The 15,416-nt window shown below is 38.8% G+C and carries 15 protein-coding genes and 1 other annotated feature; all 15 genes read right to left on the bottom strand.

All coding sequences use genetic code 11. The features are described from left to right. Positions 1-51 precede the first annotated feature (51 nt). The gene (locus tag AWM68_RS09060) at positions 52-660 is read right to left on the bottom strand and encodes a YrrS family protein (protein ID WP_066240227.1); all 609 of its coding nucleotides are present in this window, start codon (positions 658-660) and stop codon (positions 52-54) included. 96 nt (positions 661-756) lie between these two features. Next, on the bottom strand, positions 757-2,502 hold the full coding sequence (locus tag AWM68_RS09055) for a peptidoglycan D,D-transpeptidase FtsI family protein (RefSeq protein ID WP_066240225.1): 1,746 nt from the start codon (positions 2,500-2,502) through the stop codon (positions 757-759). 108 nt (positions 2,503-2,610) lie between these two features. After that, a complete protein-coding gene (greA, locus tag AWM68_RS09050) occupies positions 2,611-3,087 on the bottom strand; it encodes a transcription elongation factor GreA (RefSeq protein WP_066240223.1) in 477 nt (158 codons plus the stop codon). Positions 3,088-3,237: 150 nt separating this feature from the next. After that, positions 3,238-3,879 (bottom strand): uridine kinase, encoded by a 642-nt coding sequence (udk, locus tag AWM68_RS09045; protein WP_066240220.1) that lies wholly within the window; start codon positions 3,877-3,879, stop codon positions 3,238-3,240. 28 nt (positions 3,880-3,907) lie between these two features. Further along, a complete protein-coding gene (locus tag AWM68_RS09040) occupies positions 3,908-4,552 on the bottom strand; it encodes an O-methyltransferase (RefSeq protein ID WP_066240218.1) in 645 nt (214 codons plus the stop codon). A gap of 692 nt (positions 4,553-5,244) precedes the next feature. Beyond that, complete coding sequence (mltG, locus tag AWM68_RS09035) at positions 5,245-6,381, bottom strand: endolytic transglycosylase MltG (protein WP_066240215.1); 1,137 nt, start codon at positions 6,379-6,381, stop codon at positions 5,245-5,247. A 121-nt stretch (positions 6,382-6,502) separates the two neighbouring features. After that, a complete protein-coding gene (locus tag AWM68_RS09030) occupies positions 6,503-6,802 on the bottom strand; it encodes a DUF1292 domain-containing protein (RefSeq protein ID WP_066240211.1) in 300 nt (99 codons plus the stop codon). 21 nt (positions 6,803-6,823) lie between these two features. After that, positions 6,824-7,243 (bottom strand): Holliday junction resolvase RuvX, encoded by a 420-nt coding sequence (gene ruvX / locus AWM68_RS09025; protein WP_066240208.1) that lies wholly within the window; start codon positions 7,241-7,243, stop codon positions 6,824-6,826. Then, a complete protein-coding gene (locus AWM68_RS09020; RefSeq protein ID WP_066240205.1) occupies positions 7,243-7,518 on the bottom strand; it encodes an IreB family regulatory phosphoprotein in 276 nt (91 codons plus the stop codon). The genes ruvX and AWM68_RS09020 overlap by 1 nt, the downstream gene beginning before the upstream one ends. A gap of 78 nt (positions 7,519-7,596) precedes the next feature. Further along, entirely contained in the window at positions 7,597-10,233 is a 2,637-nt protein-coding gene (gene alaS, locus AWM68_RS09015; protein ID WP_066240202.1) for an alanine--tRNA ligase, read from the bottom strand. 102 nt (positions 10,234-10,335) lie between these two features. Further along, positions 10,336-10,554, bottom strand: a binding site (T-box leader). A 40-nt stretch (positions 10,555-10,594) separates the two neighbouring features. After that, the gene (locus tag AWM68_RS09010; protein WP_066240200.1) at positions 10,595-11,665 is read right to left on the bottom strand and encodes an AI-2E family transporter; all 1,071 of its coding nucleotides are present in this window, start codon (positions 11,663-11,665) and stop codon (positions 10,595-10,597) included. A 53-nt stretch (positions 11,666-11,718) separates the two neighbouring features. Next, entirely contained in the window at positions 11,719-11,898 is a 180-nt protein-coding gene (locus tag AWM68_RS09005; protein WP_066240197.1) for a hypothetical protein, read from the bottom strand. 32 nt (positions 11,899-11,930) lie between these two features. Then, positions 11,931-12,128, bottom strand: coding sequence for a hypothetical protein (locus AWM68_RS09000; protein WP_066240196.1), 198 nt, complete (start codon positions 12,126-12,128; stop codon positions 11,931-11,933). Between the two features lie 141 nt (positions 12,129-12,269). Then, positions 12,270-14,600, bottom strand: a complete 2,331-nt coding sequence (gene recD2 / locus AWM68_RS08995) for an SF1B family DNA helicase RecD2 (RefSeq protein WP_066240193.1) — start codon at positions 14,598-14,600, stop codon at positions 12,270-12,272. A gap of 12 nt (positions 14,601-14,612) precedes the next feature. Further along, positions 14,613-15,272 carry a tetratricopeptide repeat protein gene (locus AWM68_RS08990; RefSeq protein WP_066240192.1) on the bottom strand — a complete coding sequence of 220 codons (660 nt, stop codon included), beginning with the start codon at positions 15,270-15,272 and terminating at the stop codon, positions 14,613-14,615. Positions 15,273-15,416: the final 144 nt, after the last annotated feature.

The following is a 15,416-nucleotide window of genomic DNA, read 5'->3' as shown; positions in this document are numbered from 1 at the left end:
AAAAAAAAAAAAAAACAACCTGCCATTTTAACAGGTTGTTAGTCATTTTATTTATTGAACAGGCGTTACACTCGTAGGCTGCCATCCTTTTTCAGGTACCCATTGCAGCATAACATCATACTTAGATCCATCCGCTTTAGATTGAACGGTTCCTTTTGAAAGATCAGGGCCACCACCGTTTCCTAGCCAAAAAATGGTCATCTGATCTTGAGGAATATTTGTTGCATAAGAGAGGGCTTGAACCATCTCGTTCCAGTCTTGCGATCCATCATCATAAGATTTCTGATGCGGCTCCGATTGTGAAGTTCCGATTGGCTCCCATGGACCTTCTGGGCCTCCGCCTGCAGGTTGTTCTGCTTCAGTCTCTGTTTCTTCGTTTTCTGCTTCTTCATCTGTATCTTCTTTATTCGCAGAATCTTCTTTATTGTTGTCAGATTCAGAATCATCCTTTTCCATCTCTATTGAATTATTATTGTTGGATTCTTTTTTACCAGCCGTTTGTTCCGTATCGTTTGTTGTAGCTGTTTCATTTTCATCGCCTGAGAAAAGATTAAATGCAACAACAACAATCAGCAATACAACTAACCCGATTGCTATGTTTAAAAAACGATTTTGTTTTCGCTTTTCTAGTCTCGTTTCATAACGTTGGTTTCGTTTCATAATATCCTCCTCAGTAAATACTTTTTTTATTTTAACACGAGGATGATGTTTACGAACACTATTTACTATTTCTCTTTTTCATTTATTTCGTTCACTTTAGTTTGAATCACTCATAATATCGTTTGCTATGTCCCTAAAAACAGGGATCGTTCTATTCATCTTATCGTGTTTTAGGTCAACTACTACTAATGCAAAACGGGGTTGTTCTGCAGGAAAATATCCCGCGAACCATTTATTGTTGTAGTTGTTTCCTTCTCCTTTTTGTGCAGTACCTGATTTACCCGCAACTTGAAAAGGAAGTTCCTGCAGAGCATGCCCTGTACCTCTTTCATTTTTTACGACGTTTAGAAGAAACGATTGAAGTCTCATCATCGTATAGGACGAAAGCTTTTGATCTTCTACCTTATGATCTTCAAATTCAACTAATTGCGTTCCGTTAGCAAAGTTCACACTTTTAGCTGTCTTCACTTCATATCTTATCCCGCCTCGTGCGACCGTCGCCATCATATTCGCTACTGCAAGTGGGGTTATTTTCACATCTAGCTGGCCAATCGCTGTTTGCGAAACAGCCAATGCTGACTGATAATGGGCATTATTCTTTTTCGGGCTAAAAATTTGTCCAAGCTCTTCTTGATAGAAATGTGAAAACGAATCTAAATGATACACATCTCCATGCCAGCCATTATTGTGTAGAAGACCCATCTTCTCTGCATACTTCTCTATAAAACCAGGATTAGTGACATTTAATTCATTCGCAAGTTCACCAAACGTACGATTGCAGCTCTGTGCAAAGCTATCCTCCACATTAAGAAAGCCTAATTGTCTTTCATCTTTCTCACCATATATGTTAAGGCTGCAATCATATTTTTTTTCATTTTGAACTTTATTTTCTTCAATGGCTGCAGCGGCCGTTACGATCTTAAAAACAGAACCTGGTATTTGCAGAGACGTCATATTATTTCCGTGGTTATAAATCGTCTTACTCGTAAACAGCGGTCTGCTTGCTAGTGCTAATAGTTCGCTTGATTCAATATCTAGCAAAACGGCACCGCCATCTTTTAATCCATGAGCATCTAGTACTTTTTCTACTGTTTCCTGCATCTTTTTATCGATGGTCGTCTTAACGTACAAAGGATAGAGAGGATTTGTTTGGGAGCGATATTTGACGTCAAGACCTAATAGGGGATGTCCTTGTCTATCAACGTGATAGATATATTGTGTTTCTCCTTCAGATATTAAAAACGGATCAAACGTATATTGCATTCCGTTCTTGCCCGTTTTTGTAGAGGTTGTCACAGTCCCCTTTGCTAATTTATCGCCGTATTTTCTCTTTATTAGTTCTGGGTCTTCACCTACTGCACCAATGATATGATTGGCAAATGGAATCGGTTTTCTTCTTGTAATGAGTTGGGCGTAAAGACCAAAAATCTCAAGCTTATTTATCTCATTCATCTGCTCAAGGCTAAGTTCTTTTTGAAGTGTAAGAGCTGAAGGCTTTTTAAGCTGACCAATCATTTTATCAATATCTTCGGCAGGGATCTTCAGTATATTTCCGATTGTTGCCACTGGCCATTTACTTGAATAAAGATTAGGAAAAACAACTACTTGTGGTTTAACATCTGTTGACAGAAGTTCACCGTTTCGATCCAAAAAATAACCCCTGCCATCATTTATTGTAAAGCGGTGTGTACGCTGATTAACACTTTCCTGTATAAGATTAACTTTATTCTTTGAAAATGATTTTGTTGAGATCAATTGTATATCCATTAACCGATAGATCAAAAAGATGTTAATTGAAAGAAAACAAAGGGCGAGTCCAATTGTTCTTTTCCTGGATAACATACACATTTCACCACCTTACACCCATTCTCACCTACTCTTATTGTTCCTAATCAGGTGTAAAAAAAGAAGACTTGCGAAAAGCCGCAAATCTTCTTAAATCGTTACACTTTATTTAACTTCTAGAATAACAACACTGATTTCTCCACCTGGTGTTTGAACAGAAACTTTGTCTCCTGGCTTTTTACCTAACAAACTTTTAGCCATTGGAGAATCGTTTGAAATCTTTCCTTCAAATGGATCAGCTTCTGCGCTACCTACGATCACATATGTTTCTTCGTCTCCGTCTGGAAGCTCTTGAAACTTAACCGTTTTTCCGATGGAAACGTTATCAGATTGGTCTTTATTATCTTCAATAATTACAGAATCACGAATCATCTTTTCTAATTGAACAATACGAGCTTCAACAAAAGCCTGCTCGTCCTTTGCTGCATCATACTCAGAGTTCTCAGAAAGATCACCGAAGCTGCGTGCTACTTTAATCCGTTCAACAACTTCTTTTCTGCGTTCAGTTTTTAAGTACTCAAGTTCATTCTCTAGCTTTTGTTTACCCTCTAAGGTCATATAGTGTTTTTTCTCATCTGCCATAATATTCACTCCTTCAATAATCAGTACCCTTGTTACGTTATATGATAATTCGGGCAGGGTATGTATAAAAAATAGGACAATAGTTGATTGCCAAGCAGCTTAGAGCTTTAGCTTTGTCCGTGTACATCGAAAAAATGAGGATGTTGTTCCTCATTTTTTCAATAATGCTTTGTCTTCCAAAATAGTCTTTATCTTAGTAACCATTAAATCAATCGCTACGAGATTTTGACCGCCTTCTGGAATAATGATATCTGCATATCTTTTGGTTGGTTCAATAAATTGATTATGCATCGGCCGCACAACGGAAGTATATTGATCAATAACAGATTCTAGTGTTCTGCCACGATCACGAGTGTCACGAACCATTCTTCTAATAATTCGTACATCAGCATCTGTATCCACAAATAGCTTGATGTCCATTAGATCACGTAATCGCTCGTCTTCAAGAATAAGAATACCTTCCAATATAATGACATCTTTAGCATCAACTGGGATAATTTTATCACTTCTTGTATGTGCTGTATAGTCATACACTGGTTTTTCAATGGATTCGTATTCTAATAACGAGGAAATATGTTTGATCAACAGGTCATTATCAAAAGCAAGAGGATGATCATAATTTGTATTCAATCTCTCTTCCATAGATTTATGGGATTGATCTCTATAATAAGCATCTTGTTCAATAATGAGTATGGATTGATTAGCAAACTGCCTGTATATTTCTTTTGCTACTGTCGTTTTACCTGAACCAGATCCACCTGCTACCCCAATTACAATTGGTTTTTGTGCCATTGTTATTACTCCTCCAAACACCTGTACCCTAAGAATTTCGAATGCTTACCATCATACCATCACCAACCGGTAAGATTGAAGATTGATAATCAGGGTGTTGCATCATGTATTCATTAAAACTTCTAATTTTTTTAACGAGAGAACGAAGTCTTCTGCTCTCCAGACCGCTTTCATCCGCAACATATCCTCTAAAGAGAACATTATCTGTAACGATGATGCCATCTTCTGAAAGCATAGAAGAATAGTGATCAAAGAAGTTTTGGTATTGTCCTTTAGCTGCATCTATAAAAATAAAGTCATATGGGGCATAGTCTTCTACTTGACCCTGCAATTCATTCGCATCCCCAAATAATAAGGTTATTCTGCTCTCAAGAAAAAGATTTTTAACATTATCTTTTGCTATATTGTACCGTTCTTCATCTCTTTCAATACTAATAATTTCAGCTGTTTCACAAGCAAGGGCCATTCGAATGGCAGAATAACCAATGGCAGTGCCCACTTCAAGTATACGTCTTGGCTTTTTTAACCTTACATATGAGAGAAGTGTTTCTATTCCTACTAGATCCATAATCGGCACATTATGCTCTTTGGCGTATTGCTCCATTATTAGCACTTGTTCAGAGCGCGTTGGAATTATTTTTTCGATGTATTGGTTTACTTCATTTGAGACCAAAGTAACACGCCTCCTTCACACTAACCGGTATATTGTAACATAATCTTTATTTGAAGGCGAGAGCCCTATCCTTTTTTCATATTTTCTAGGCAGTGCACTATACAGATGAACAACAATGAATGTGAAAAAGGACTTTTAAAAATTTTGCAGGGTGATAGCACTCTAAGTGGATGTGTACCATGAAATAAGACCAGATTTATGTCAGTTCTTTTTCAAATAGCATTATTCAATTCAATGAAAGCACCCCGCTTACAGAAAAATGATGCAGCATCATTTTTTACGGTACATGTTCTTTTTTTATTACACTTTCGCGCAAATGATTGGGGTTTTCGCTCAGTGAAGGGTCAGTTTCGCTCACAAACTTGCCGTTTCCGCTCACAACACAGCTGTTTTTCGCTCAATAGCGTAGAATTGTTCTTTTCAACTAAAAATGACAGGTCAATTGACAAGTGAATTCGCATTCCAATTCACAGCAAGACACTAGTTATTGTCATATTACTAAAACGTGTGGTAATTGAGGTGATAATTAAAGATAAAAGAGGGTATTTTTATTAAAACTCTTACAAAGCAAGAAAAAACGCAACGAATTTCCGTTGCGATTTAAAGTGCTAATTGCTATGCGGTTTGGCTTGAACTTTCTTGTTTTCTCCCTCAAAAGAGAGCCCGTTAGCGAAAACGTACTCTCTTAAAAATTATTGTTTGTCTTTTTCCTGCCAAACTTTCCATTCATCTCTGTATTTTTTATAAACTGCATTATGTTCACTTAAGGTTTTCGTGTAAATCACTTCACCATTCGGTCTTGCATAGAAAAAGAGTTCTTCCATCTTAATTGGCTTTAAAGCGGCTTCAATTGCCTTTTCTCCTGGAGAGGCGATCGGACCAATTGGAATCCCTTTATATCTGTAAGTATTATAAGGCGAATCAAACTCAAGGTGCTCATATAACACTTGTACATCGAACTTTTTCCGTGCGTATTTAACAGTAGGATCGGAATCTAACTTCATATCTTTGCTGAGGCGATTATAAAATACCCCTGCGATTTTTTTTCGATCCTCATCACGTTGAGACTCTTCTTCTATAAGAGATGAAAGGGTGATCACTTCAAAAAGTGAGTATCCGCTTTTTTTAATATCTGCTTCATGTTTTTTCAAGAGTACAGACGATTGTCCAACCATTTTGTCGATAATATCCGCTACTTCTGGTTTTTTAACTTCAAAATCATACGTTGCAGGAAAGAGAAAACCTTCAAGCGGGTAGTAAAGACCTTCCTTCATGATGTCGTCTGGTAACATAGGGTATTTTTTCTTCAGCTCATTCAGATAATTTTTATCATTCATCTTTTGTAAAATTTCAGCTTGATCATAGCCTGTAGCCTTGCTGATCAAACCGGCTATCTGCGGAACGTTATATCCTTCTGGAACCGTTAACGTTAGCTCGGGCTTTTTAAACATCTTTCCTTCTTTAAGCGCAGAAATGATCTGTGAGAGATTCATTGAAGGTGACAGATCATAGATGCCTGCTTGGAAGTTGCCTTCACCCTTAATTCGAGTATATAGTCTGAAAAAATCACCGCTGTTAATAATACCTTTATCTTCGAGTTCATTACCAATGTCTGCAGAAGATGAACCGATTGGAATTTCAATCGTCATATTCTTTTTGTTATCAGCATCTAGAGGTTCAGTATTTTTAGTGTAATAAAAATAGGCTCCTGCTGCGGCAGCGATCATGATTGCTAAAAAGAGAACGAGAATTGATAGTATAATGGTTTTTTTACGTTTTTTACTTTTATTTTCATTTATGTAATTCCCAGATGACTGGAGATGTAACATTTTGTTTCCCCCTTCCACCTGTTTAATTATACGTTTGCTAGCAGAAATTGTCGAGAATGGCCGTAAATTGGAATAAAAAAAGGAAGATGGTATAGAACCATCTTCCTCTTTTTTAACTGTTTTATTCTGTTTCGAACTCATCATCTTGGAAAGTATTTAACATTTCTTCGATCATGTCCCATTCTTCATCTGTTTCTAGAGGGAACAATGCTAGATCATCATCCTCTTCTCCCTTTTCTTCATAACGGAAAGGAAAAACTTCTACTTCATCAGTATCGTCATCTTCTGAATCAGCTACTGGGATTGTTACCATGTATGATTTTCCTGTTTGGTCAACATCAAATTTGAATAATACTTCAAATAGATTTTCATCACCATTTTCATCAGGAATAATAATGCGTTCGCGTTCTTCTTTAGCCATATTGGCTCACCTCTACTTTTCTTATTGTTGGCTGTCTAAATATCCTTGCAGAATGATCGAAGCAGCGAGCTTATCGATCACCAGTTTTCGTTTCTTTCTGCTAACGTCAGCTGAAATCAACGTTCTTTCAGCAGCCATAGTTGTTAATCTTTCATCCCATAGGATAACCGAAATACCTGTAAGACTTTCAATATCTTTTGCAAAGTTTTGACAAGCTTCTCCACTGGGACCGATCGTACCATTCATATTTTTAGGAAGGCCGACCACAATTTTGCTGACATCATGAAGTTTGATCAGCTCTTGAATACGTTCGTAATCTTGTTCAGGTTGATTAGGACGGCGCCGGATCGTTTCAACTCCTTGTGCTGTCCATCCCAGTGCATCTGAAACAGCAACACCTATCGTCTTCGTTCCGACATCCAGTCCAAGCGTTTTTGTCATTAACGGCTTCCTTCTTTTTGAGTTGAAAGATACGATTTAACAAGCTCTTCAATAAGCTCGTCTCGCTCCAGTTTTCTGATCATACTTCTCGCATCATTATGACGGGGAATATAAGCTGGATCGCCTGAGAGCAGATAACCTACGATTTGATTAATCGGGTTGTATCCTTTATCCTGCAGGGCGTCATATACAGAAAACAGGACAGTTTCAACATTCGTTTTATAAGCATCATCTTCGTTGAAGTTAAACTTCATCGTTTTGTCCATGGAACTCACTAGCGAACACCTCTTTCTGAAGATCTCCCTTATGGGACAAATTAGTTTCTATCTCTATTGTACATGAAAGAGGAAAGCTTAGGAAACCGTTTTAATCATTTCAACTGCAGAATCTATTCCTTCTTGCAGCTTTTCAGGATCTTTTCCGCCAGCTTGAGCCATATCTGGACGGCCTCCACCGCCCCCGCCACAGCGAACTGCAACTTCTTTTACAAGATTGCCCGCATGGTACCCTTTTGATACTAAATCTTTTGTCACACCTGCTACAATGTTCACTTTACCAGCATTTTCTGCTCCTAAAATAACAACTCCGCTTTGAAGTTTGTTCTTTAAGTCATCCACAATCGTGCGAAGTCCATTCATATCCATACCATTTACTTTCTTCGCGATCACAGAAACACCATTTATCGTCTGAACATCGTCAACAAGACTTCCAGCTTCCATGTTTCCAATTTTCGCAGCAAGAGAATCTTTTTCTTTTTGCAGTTCACGAATCTGTTCGTTAAGTGCATCAATACGCTGAGGAACATCTTTTACATTCGTTTTTAATTTTGAAGCTGTGTCTTTCAAGAGCTGAACTTGACCGTTCATCAGGCGATATGCGTTCTCTCCTGTTACAGCTTCTATACGACGTGTTCCAGCTCCAATTCCTGATTCTGAAACAACCTTAAACAAGCCGATCTCAGCGGTATTGTTAACGTGGCACCCACCGCAAAGCTCCAAACTATAGTCTCCCACTTTTACAACGCGGACCGTCTCACCATATTTTTCACCGAAAAGAGCCATTGCTCCCATAGCCTTTGCCTCGTTGATGTTTTTAACCATCTTTTCTACAGGAATGTTAGCCCATACCTTTTCATTAACAATCTCCTCAATCTTATCAAGCTCTTCAGGAGAAATGCTTCCGAAATGTGTAAAGTCAAATCGCAGTCGTCCTTCTTGAACAAGTGATCCTGCCTGGTTGACATGTGTTCCAAGAACGTCTTTTAATGCTTGATGAAGCAGATGTGTAGCAGTATGGTTCTTGACGATCTTTGCACGATTTTCTGGATCAACCTGAACCGTAACTTCCATGTTATTTTCAAGAACACCTTTGTTTACGATTACCGTGTGAAGGTTTTGTCCGTTTGGCGCTTTTTGAACATCTTTTACTCTAAGTTCCATATCTTTACCTGTAATGATACCTTGGTCAGCAATCTGTCCACCGCTTTCTGCATAAAAAGGTGTAACATCCAAGATAACTTGAGCTTCTTCCCCTGCTGCTACCATTTGAGCACGCTCACCATTTTGAAGAACTTCAAGAATTTTAGCTCCTCCTGATAAGTGATCGTAGCCAGAGAATTCACTTTTTACTGTAATGTCAGAAAGCACGCCACCTTGTACTTGCATGCTGTCCACTTCTTGTCTAGCCGCACGTGCCCGTTCACGCTGTGCTTTCATCTCGTTTTCAAAGCCATCAAGATCGACTTCCATCCCGTTTTCAGCCGCATATTCTTGAGTAAGCTCGAACGGGAAACCAAACGTATCATATAGTTTAAATGCGTCTTTTCCAGAGATAACAGATTCTCCTTCAGCCTTCTCTTTTGCCATTACGTCTTCTAATATTGCAAGACCTTCATTAATCGTTTCATGGAATCTTTCTTCTTCTGTCTTTACGACTTTTTGGATAAAAGGAACTTTTTCTTTTACTTCCGGGTAGAAGTCTACCATGATGTCTGCAACTGTAGGTACTAGTTCATTCATGAAAGGTTTATTGATGTTGATCTTCTTCGCAAAACGAATCGCTCTTCTGATCAAACGGCGAAGGATATAGCCTCTTCCTTCATTTGATGGCAGAGCACTGTCACCGATCGCAAAACTTACTGTACGAACATGATCAGCGATTACTTTAAAAGCAGTATCTGTCTCTGTACTTAGGCCATAAGACGTGTCAGAAAGCTTTTCTGTTTCTTTGATGATCGGCATGAAAAGGTCAGTCTCAAAGTTTGTTTTTGTATCTTGAATGACAGAGACCATCCTTTCAAGACCCATACCTGTATCAATGTTCTTCTTAGGAAGCGGTGTGTACGTACCATCTGGGTTGTGGTTGAATTGAGAGAAAACAAGGTTCCACACTTCAAGATATCGATCGTTCTCACCACCTGGGTACAATTCAGGATCTGATGTATCGTTACCATAAGATTCACCACGATCATAGAAGATCTCGGTGTTTGGTCCACTTGGTCCTTCCCCAATATCCCAGAAGTTTCCTTCCAAACGAATGATGCGCTCTTCTGGCAAACCTACTTGCTTCGTCCAAATCTCAAACGCTTCATCATCTTCAGGGTGTATGGTTACGGAAAGCTTTTCAGGATCAAAACCGATCCAATCTTCACTCGTTAAAAATTCCCACGCCCATAGAATCGCTTCTACTTTAAAATAATCACCAATAGAAAAATTACCAAGCATCTCAAAGAACGTATGATGTCTTGCCGTTATTCCTACATTCTCGATATCGTTCGTACGAATAGATTTTTGAGCGTTTGTAATACGCGGATTCTCAGGAATTACCCGGCCATCAAAGTATTTTTTCAGTGTTGCAACTCCACTGTTAATCCAAAGTAATGTAGGATCTTCATGTGGAACAAGTGATGCACTCGGCTCCACACGGTGGCCTTTTTCTTGGAAAAAATCAAGAAACATTTGTCTGACTTGAGCTGATGTCAAATTTTTCATGGTTTTCATTCTCCTTTTGCTTTCTTGAATAAAAATAATGACTGATTCATCCCCTTGAGCAGGAGTTGAAACAAAACAAAAAAACTCCCATCCCTGTAAAAAAACAGGGACGAGAGTTTTGAATTCACGCGGTACCACCCTGGTTATATGCAATTGAAGCATATCACCTTGATTAAGCCTTAACGCGGCATAACGGCAGATTTTCCTTCTGCACTCCAGAGTAGCTTTCGGCTTTTCTTCTTCCTAAAACATCTTTCAGCACATGGATGTTTCTCTCTTTTGGAAGGGCTAAAACGTACTTATCTCTTTCAGCGATTTTTTTATCTTCTAGCGTTAGTATACGTTTATTTATTCTGACTTGTCAATCGGATGTCTTAAGACGGTGTTCCCTTATGTGAATGACAACCACTTTTATCACACTAAAAATAGGTACAGCCAGGATCATGCCAGGCACTCCTGCTAATTCTCCTCCAAGTAATAGAGAAAAGATAATAAAAACAGGATGGATATGAAGATTTCGTCCGACGATAAAAGGGCCTAAAATGTTGCCTTCAATGAACTGTAAAACAAGCATGATTCCAACGGTTATCCAAACCATCTTCCAAGATATTGTTAAAGCGATCAGGATAACCGGAATCGCTCCTAAGATCGGACCGAAATACGGGATGATGTCGGTTATCGCGATTACAAGCCCTAACAGGATGGGATACGGCATACCCACTAGCCAAAGAGCGATCATCGCTGCTGCCCCTAATATAGCTCCGACAAACAATTGCCCTCTTATATATCCTCCTAGAGATTGATCAATATCTTTTATCAGGTGCTTCCCTTCATTTCGGTATTTTCTTGGTGTTACAAACCAAAGTGCTTTTTTTAGTTTCTCAAAATCATTTAGAAAATAAAATACTAAAAACGGAACAACGACAATAACGAAGAAGTAATCCACGATCTTTCGCAAAGAAAAGATTGCATTCGTCAACATATTTTGAGCGTTGGTCTCCATTTTTCCGATGTAATTTTCGATCTTCAAATGAACGGAAGGTGGAAGTGCAGAAGTTCCTTTATCAACTTTATACAAAAGGTCTTTGTAATCTGCTGCAAGGGCAGGCACATTTTCTAACAGCTGTTTCATCTGAACAACAAAATAGGGAAATCCTTTAACAGCAGCATATCCTAATCCACCAAAGAACAGGAGATAGATACTTAAGATCGCTACAAATCGGGGAAGCCCTTTTTCATGAACATATTCAACGACAGGATGCAGGAGATATGTAATAAGAGCTGCAAGAAAAAAAGGCAGGAATATTCCTTTTATTGCTTGCCATAATGGTTCGTACAGAGGGTAAAGTTTCATCAAAAGAAACAAACATAAAAACAATAATAAAGATAAGGTTAGCCTGTAGACCCACTTCATTCTGCTGTCTTTAGTCATATACTCACCCTTTTCTTTAAAAAACCCCGTCCTATGACGGGGTTTGCGTACTTTTAATAAATAGCTTTTGCGACTTTTTTTCGGATTCTTTTTACCCGTCTTGATGTCCAAAGATCACCGATATCTGAAAAATTGACGTTCATTTTGGACATTCGAGACATCCTTTTGTTTCTCATCGCATATGTTGCCGCTCCAATACCAAGTGCGAAAAGAGAACTCATCGTCCTGCTCATGCTGTATCACCTCGACATTAGAGTTTTACTATTTATGATGTGCTTTCTCTATAAGTCAGATCTTGATCTTCAAATAAATCATCGAGTGAAGTTAGAGAGCCATCTTCTTCCACTTGATGAAGGGACAGTCTTCCTTTAACAATGGAAAGCTCAATAAAACAGTTCCAGCAATAATACTGGTTCACACCGATTTTTCCAATATCTTTTCTGCTGCAGTTTGGACATTCCACTTGCTCTCGCTCCTTTAAAATTTACTTTTACAAGGGTGTCCGGAATGCAGAGAAAATATACATGATTATGGATTGAAGAATCTTGGCTTATAGAAAAAAGAAATGTCCGACGAGATGACATCTTACATCTCCCGAACATTTCTAGTTTGTTTCGTTTAAAAGGGTCTCATTCATTAAATCTTTTTCCAAAAGCGTTTCTTGAAGACGAATTTTCAATCCTGAGAATCTTTCCAATTCGTCTGAGCGCTGAACTGCCCAGGTAAAAGCTTCTTGTTCACCACATAGAATCAAGTACTCTTTACTTCTCGTTATTGCTGTATACAGCAAGTTCCGCTTTAACATCCTATAATAGCTTTTTAAAACAGGAAGAATCACGATCGGATATTCACTGCCCTGTGACTTATGTATCGAACAGCAAAAAGCATGCGTAAAATGATGAAATTCACTTCTTTTATACGTTACTTCGATCTCGTCAAAGCTAATTACAATTTGATCTTCTTTTTCCGTATTCTCCCTAGCATAAATAACAGCTACGATCTCGCCAATATCACCGTTGAAAACCTGATCTTCAGGCTGATTGACTAGCTGAAGAACTTTATCTCCTTTTCGGTAAAAAACATTGGCAACTTGCAGTTGTCGCTGATTTGGTTTCTCTGGATTAAAAAGGCGCTGCAACTCAACGTTCAATCGGTCGATTCCAACAGGACCTTTATACATAGGAGCTAATACTTGAATATCTCTTGAAGTGTATCCTTTTTTAATGGCATTTTCACAAACTTGAAGAATCGCTTGAAAAACGTGTTCACCTGAACACGGAAAAAAACGTCTGTCACTTTGAGGGATAAGGAGATCCTCAGGTACATTGCCATTTTTCATTTCATGAGCTAACCGTATAATGGATGACCCCTCAGCCTGCCTATAAATATCCACTAACCGTGTATGGGGAATATGTTCGGTTTGAAGCAGGTCTTTTAATACTTGACCCGGCCCAACAGATGGCAGCTGATCTTCATCACCTACAAAAATAATTTGGATATGGTTAGGCAGCGCTTTTGATAAAGAATGAGCAAGCCAAATATCGACCATCGACATTTCATCAACAATTAACAGCTTACCTTCAATGGGTTCATCTTCGTTCTTTTCGAAGTTCCCGCCGCCTTTCCACCCTAATAAACGATGAATCGTATGTGCCGGTATTCCTGTCGATTCAGTCATTCGCTTTGCGGCCCGCCCTGTTGGCGCAACGAGTAGTACTGGAAAAGATTCTTTTTTTCCTTTGTAATCATCAGGATTCAGACTCACACCATGAATCTCGCTATAAAGTTCAACGATTCCCTTGATAACGGTCGTCTTGCCCGTTCCTGGACCGCCGGTAAGCACCATTAATGAAGAGGTTAATGCCTTTTTAATCGCCTCTTTTTGACTGTTTGCATATTTCATGTCTAGTCTTTTTTCAAGAGCTGCCAGCTCCGTTTTCAATTTTCCATCTTCAATGTGATAATCGTTTTGCTGACGTTGTACTAAGTCATTCATCTTTTGCGCGAAACCACGCTCTGCAAAATAAAGGGACGGAAGGTACACAACGTTCTCTTTTACAATTAATCGCTGTTCGGATTCCATATCTTGTATCTCTCTAAAGATACTCATCTCATCAACCGTGTTTTTTCCGTCGGCTAAAAGCCTTCTCACACCTTCTAAAAGTTCTTCCATCGGCAAATACGAGTGCCCGAGATCTATTCCTTGATCACGAAGCACGAACTGACAGGCAGCTTGTATTCGTTTTGGATGGTTAACTTGCATACCATTGCCTTTTGCGATTTCATCTGCACGATGAAATCCGATTCCAGAAACATCTTCTATTAGGCGATACGGTTCTTTTTTTATGACTGAAAGAGATTCATCCTGATACGTTTGAAAAATCTTCATAGCAAGTTGTGGGCCAATTCCATAGGGCTGAACTGCCATCATCACCTGATCTAAACCTCTGTTTTGCAAAAGAGATTCATGTAAGTTTTTAGCCTGATCTTCTGTTAACTTCGGTATTTGGCTAATGTATTCTGGGGATTCCAACAGTTTCGTGATTGCATCATTTCCCATTACTTCAACAATATGTTCTGCCGTCTTCTTTCCGATCCCTTTAAACAAATCACTGGAGAGATATTGAATCATCGCTTCTTTTGATTGAGGCATTTCTTTCTGAAAAAATTCGACTTCATATTGCTTGCCGTATTTCGGATGATCTTTAAATTTGCCATAAAACAAATACAGTTCATCTTCTCGTAATGGCGGAAGAATCCCCGTAACCACGACTTCTTTCTCATCATATTTCTCACTTGTCTCTTTCACCCTAATTCTCGCAACGGTGTAAAGACTTTCCGATTGATGATAGACAGTAGCAATCAACGTACCTTTTATATGTCGGGACGTTTTTTGAATTTCATCGTCTAAATGAAAGGAAGGCTGCTGTGCCATAAAGCACCCCCTTTAATGGTTTGTATTCTTATTTTCGATATTCCTTTTTCCATTCCCTGCTAAATAATGGTCAGGCTGAATGTCGAGCGCTTTTTCGAAGGCTTGAAGCGCTTCTTGGCTTCGGTCAAAATAACTAAGTGAAACCCCTAAGTTGTACCATGCATCCGCATGGTTCTCATCTTTTTTTACAACTTTTTCAAACGTATCTAAAGCTGATCGGATATCTCCTGTTCTCGCTAGACACAGACCAAACTGAAACAGTGCTTCTTGATCTTCACGGTTAAGTTCAGTCGCTCTCATCAAATATGGAAACGCTAGCTTGTTCTCACCAAGCGAGACAAACGACATACCTGTCATAAAGTAAGTATCGCTATCTTGTAAACCGCCATTAATGGCCTCTTGAAAAAGTTTTGCCGCTTTTGCGAATTCCTCTAAATGGTAGCAAGCGATGCCAGCACCATACAAAGCAGCTGCAGCACTCTCATCAAGTGATAAGGCTTTATCAAAAAATTGAATCGCCTTTTCATGTTCATGAACAGCTGATAGTAAATTGCCAAAGTTAATATAATGAACTGGATTTTGAGGATCCGCTTCAATCAAAGATTCCAGACTTTTTGCAGCTTCCTCAAACTTCCCTTTTTTTAGATATTCAAGACCTTTTGAAGGTTCCATCTGTTATTCCCCCACTTTTGATTTCCTTCAAAAGTATAACAAATCGCGCAGGCTGGCGCATGGTTTTTCTGGATGCACAAATGGTATGGCGCTCGTATTTTTCGTATAGCGCTCGTATTTTTCGTATGGCGCTCGTATTTTTCG

Origin of the sequence: Fictibacillus phosphorivorans, assembly GCF_001619875.1 — a bacterium.
GTDB lineage: Bacteria > Bacillota > Bacilli > Bacillales > Fictibacillaceae > Fictibacillus > Fictibacillus phosphorivorans_B.
Note: the sequence above shows the minus strand (reverse complement) of the source record. Positions and strands in the feature narration are given on the sequence as shown.

Coding starts and splice junctions, on each gene's coding strand:
- greA (WP_066240223.1), bottom strand. CDS start 3,087: ATGGCAGATGAGAAAAAACACTATATGACCTTAGAGGGTAAACAAAAG.
- AWM68_RS09010 (WP_066240200.1), bottom strand. CDS start 11,665: ATGACTAAAGACAGCAGAATGAAGTGGGTCTACAGGCTAACCTTATCT.
- alaS (WP_066240202.1), bottom strand. CDS start 10,233: ATGAAAAATTTGACATCAGCTCAAGTCAGACAAATGTTTCTTGATTTT.
- AWM68_RS08990 (WP_066240192.1), bottom strand. CDS start 15,272: ATGGAACCTTCAAAAGGTCTTGAATATCTAAAAAAAGGGAAGTTTGAG.
- udk (WP_066240220.1), bottom strand. CDS start 3,879: ATGGCACAAAAACCAATTGTAATTGGGGTAGCAGGTGGATCTGGTTCA.
- AWM68_RS09005 (WP_066240197.1), bottom strand. CDS start 11,898: ATGAGCAGGACGATGAGTTCTCTTTTCGCACTTGGTATTGGAGCGGCA.
- AWM68_RS09055 (WP_066240225.1), bottom strand. CDS start 2,502: ATGTTATCCAGGAAAAGAACAATTGGACTCGCCCTTTGTTTTCTTTCA.
- AWM68_RS09060 (WP_066240227.1), bottom strand. CDS start 660: ATGAAACGAAACCAACGTTATGAAACGAGACTAGAAAAGCGAAAACAA.
- AWM68_RS09030 (WP_066240211.1), bottom strand. CDS start 6,802: ATGGCTAAAGAAGAACGCGAACGCATTATTATTCCTGATGAAAATGGT.
- recD2 (WP_066240193.1), bottom strand. CDS start 14,600: ATGGCACAGCAGCCTTCCTTTCATTTAGACGATGAAATTCAAAAAACG.
- mltG (WP_066240215.1), bottom strand. CDS start 6,381: ATGTTACATCTCCAGTCATCTGGGAATTACATAAATGAAAATAAAAGT.
- ruvX (WP_066240208.1), bottom strand. CDS start 7,243: ATGACAAAAACGCTTGGACTGGATGTCGGAACGAAGACGATAGGTGTT.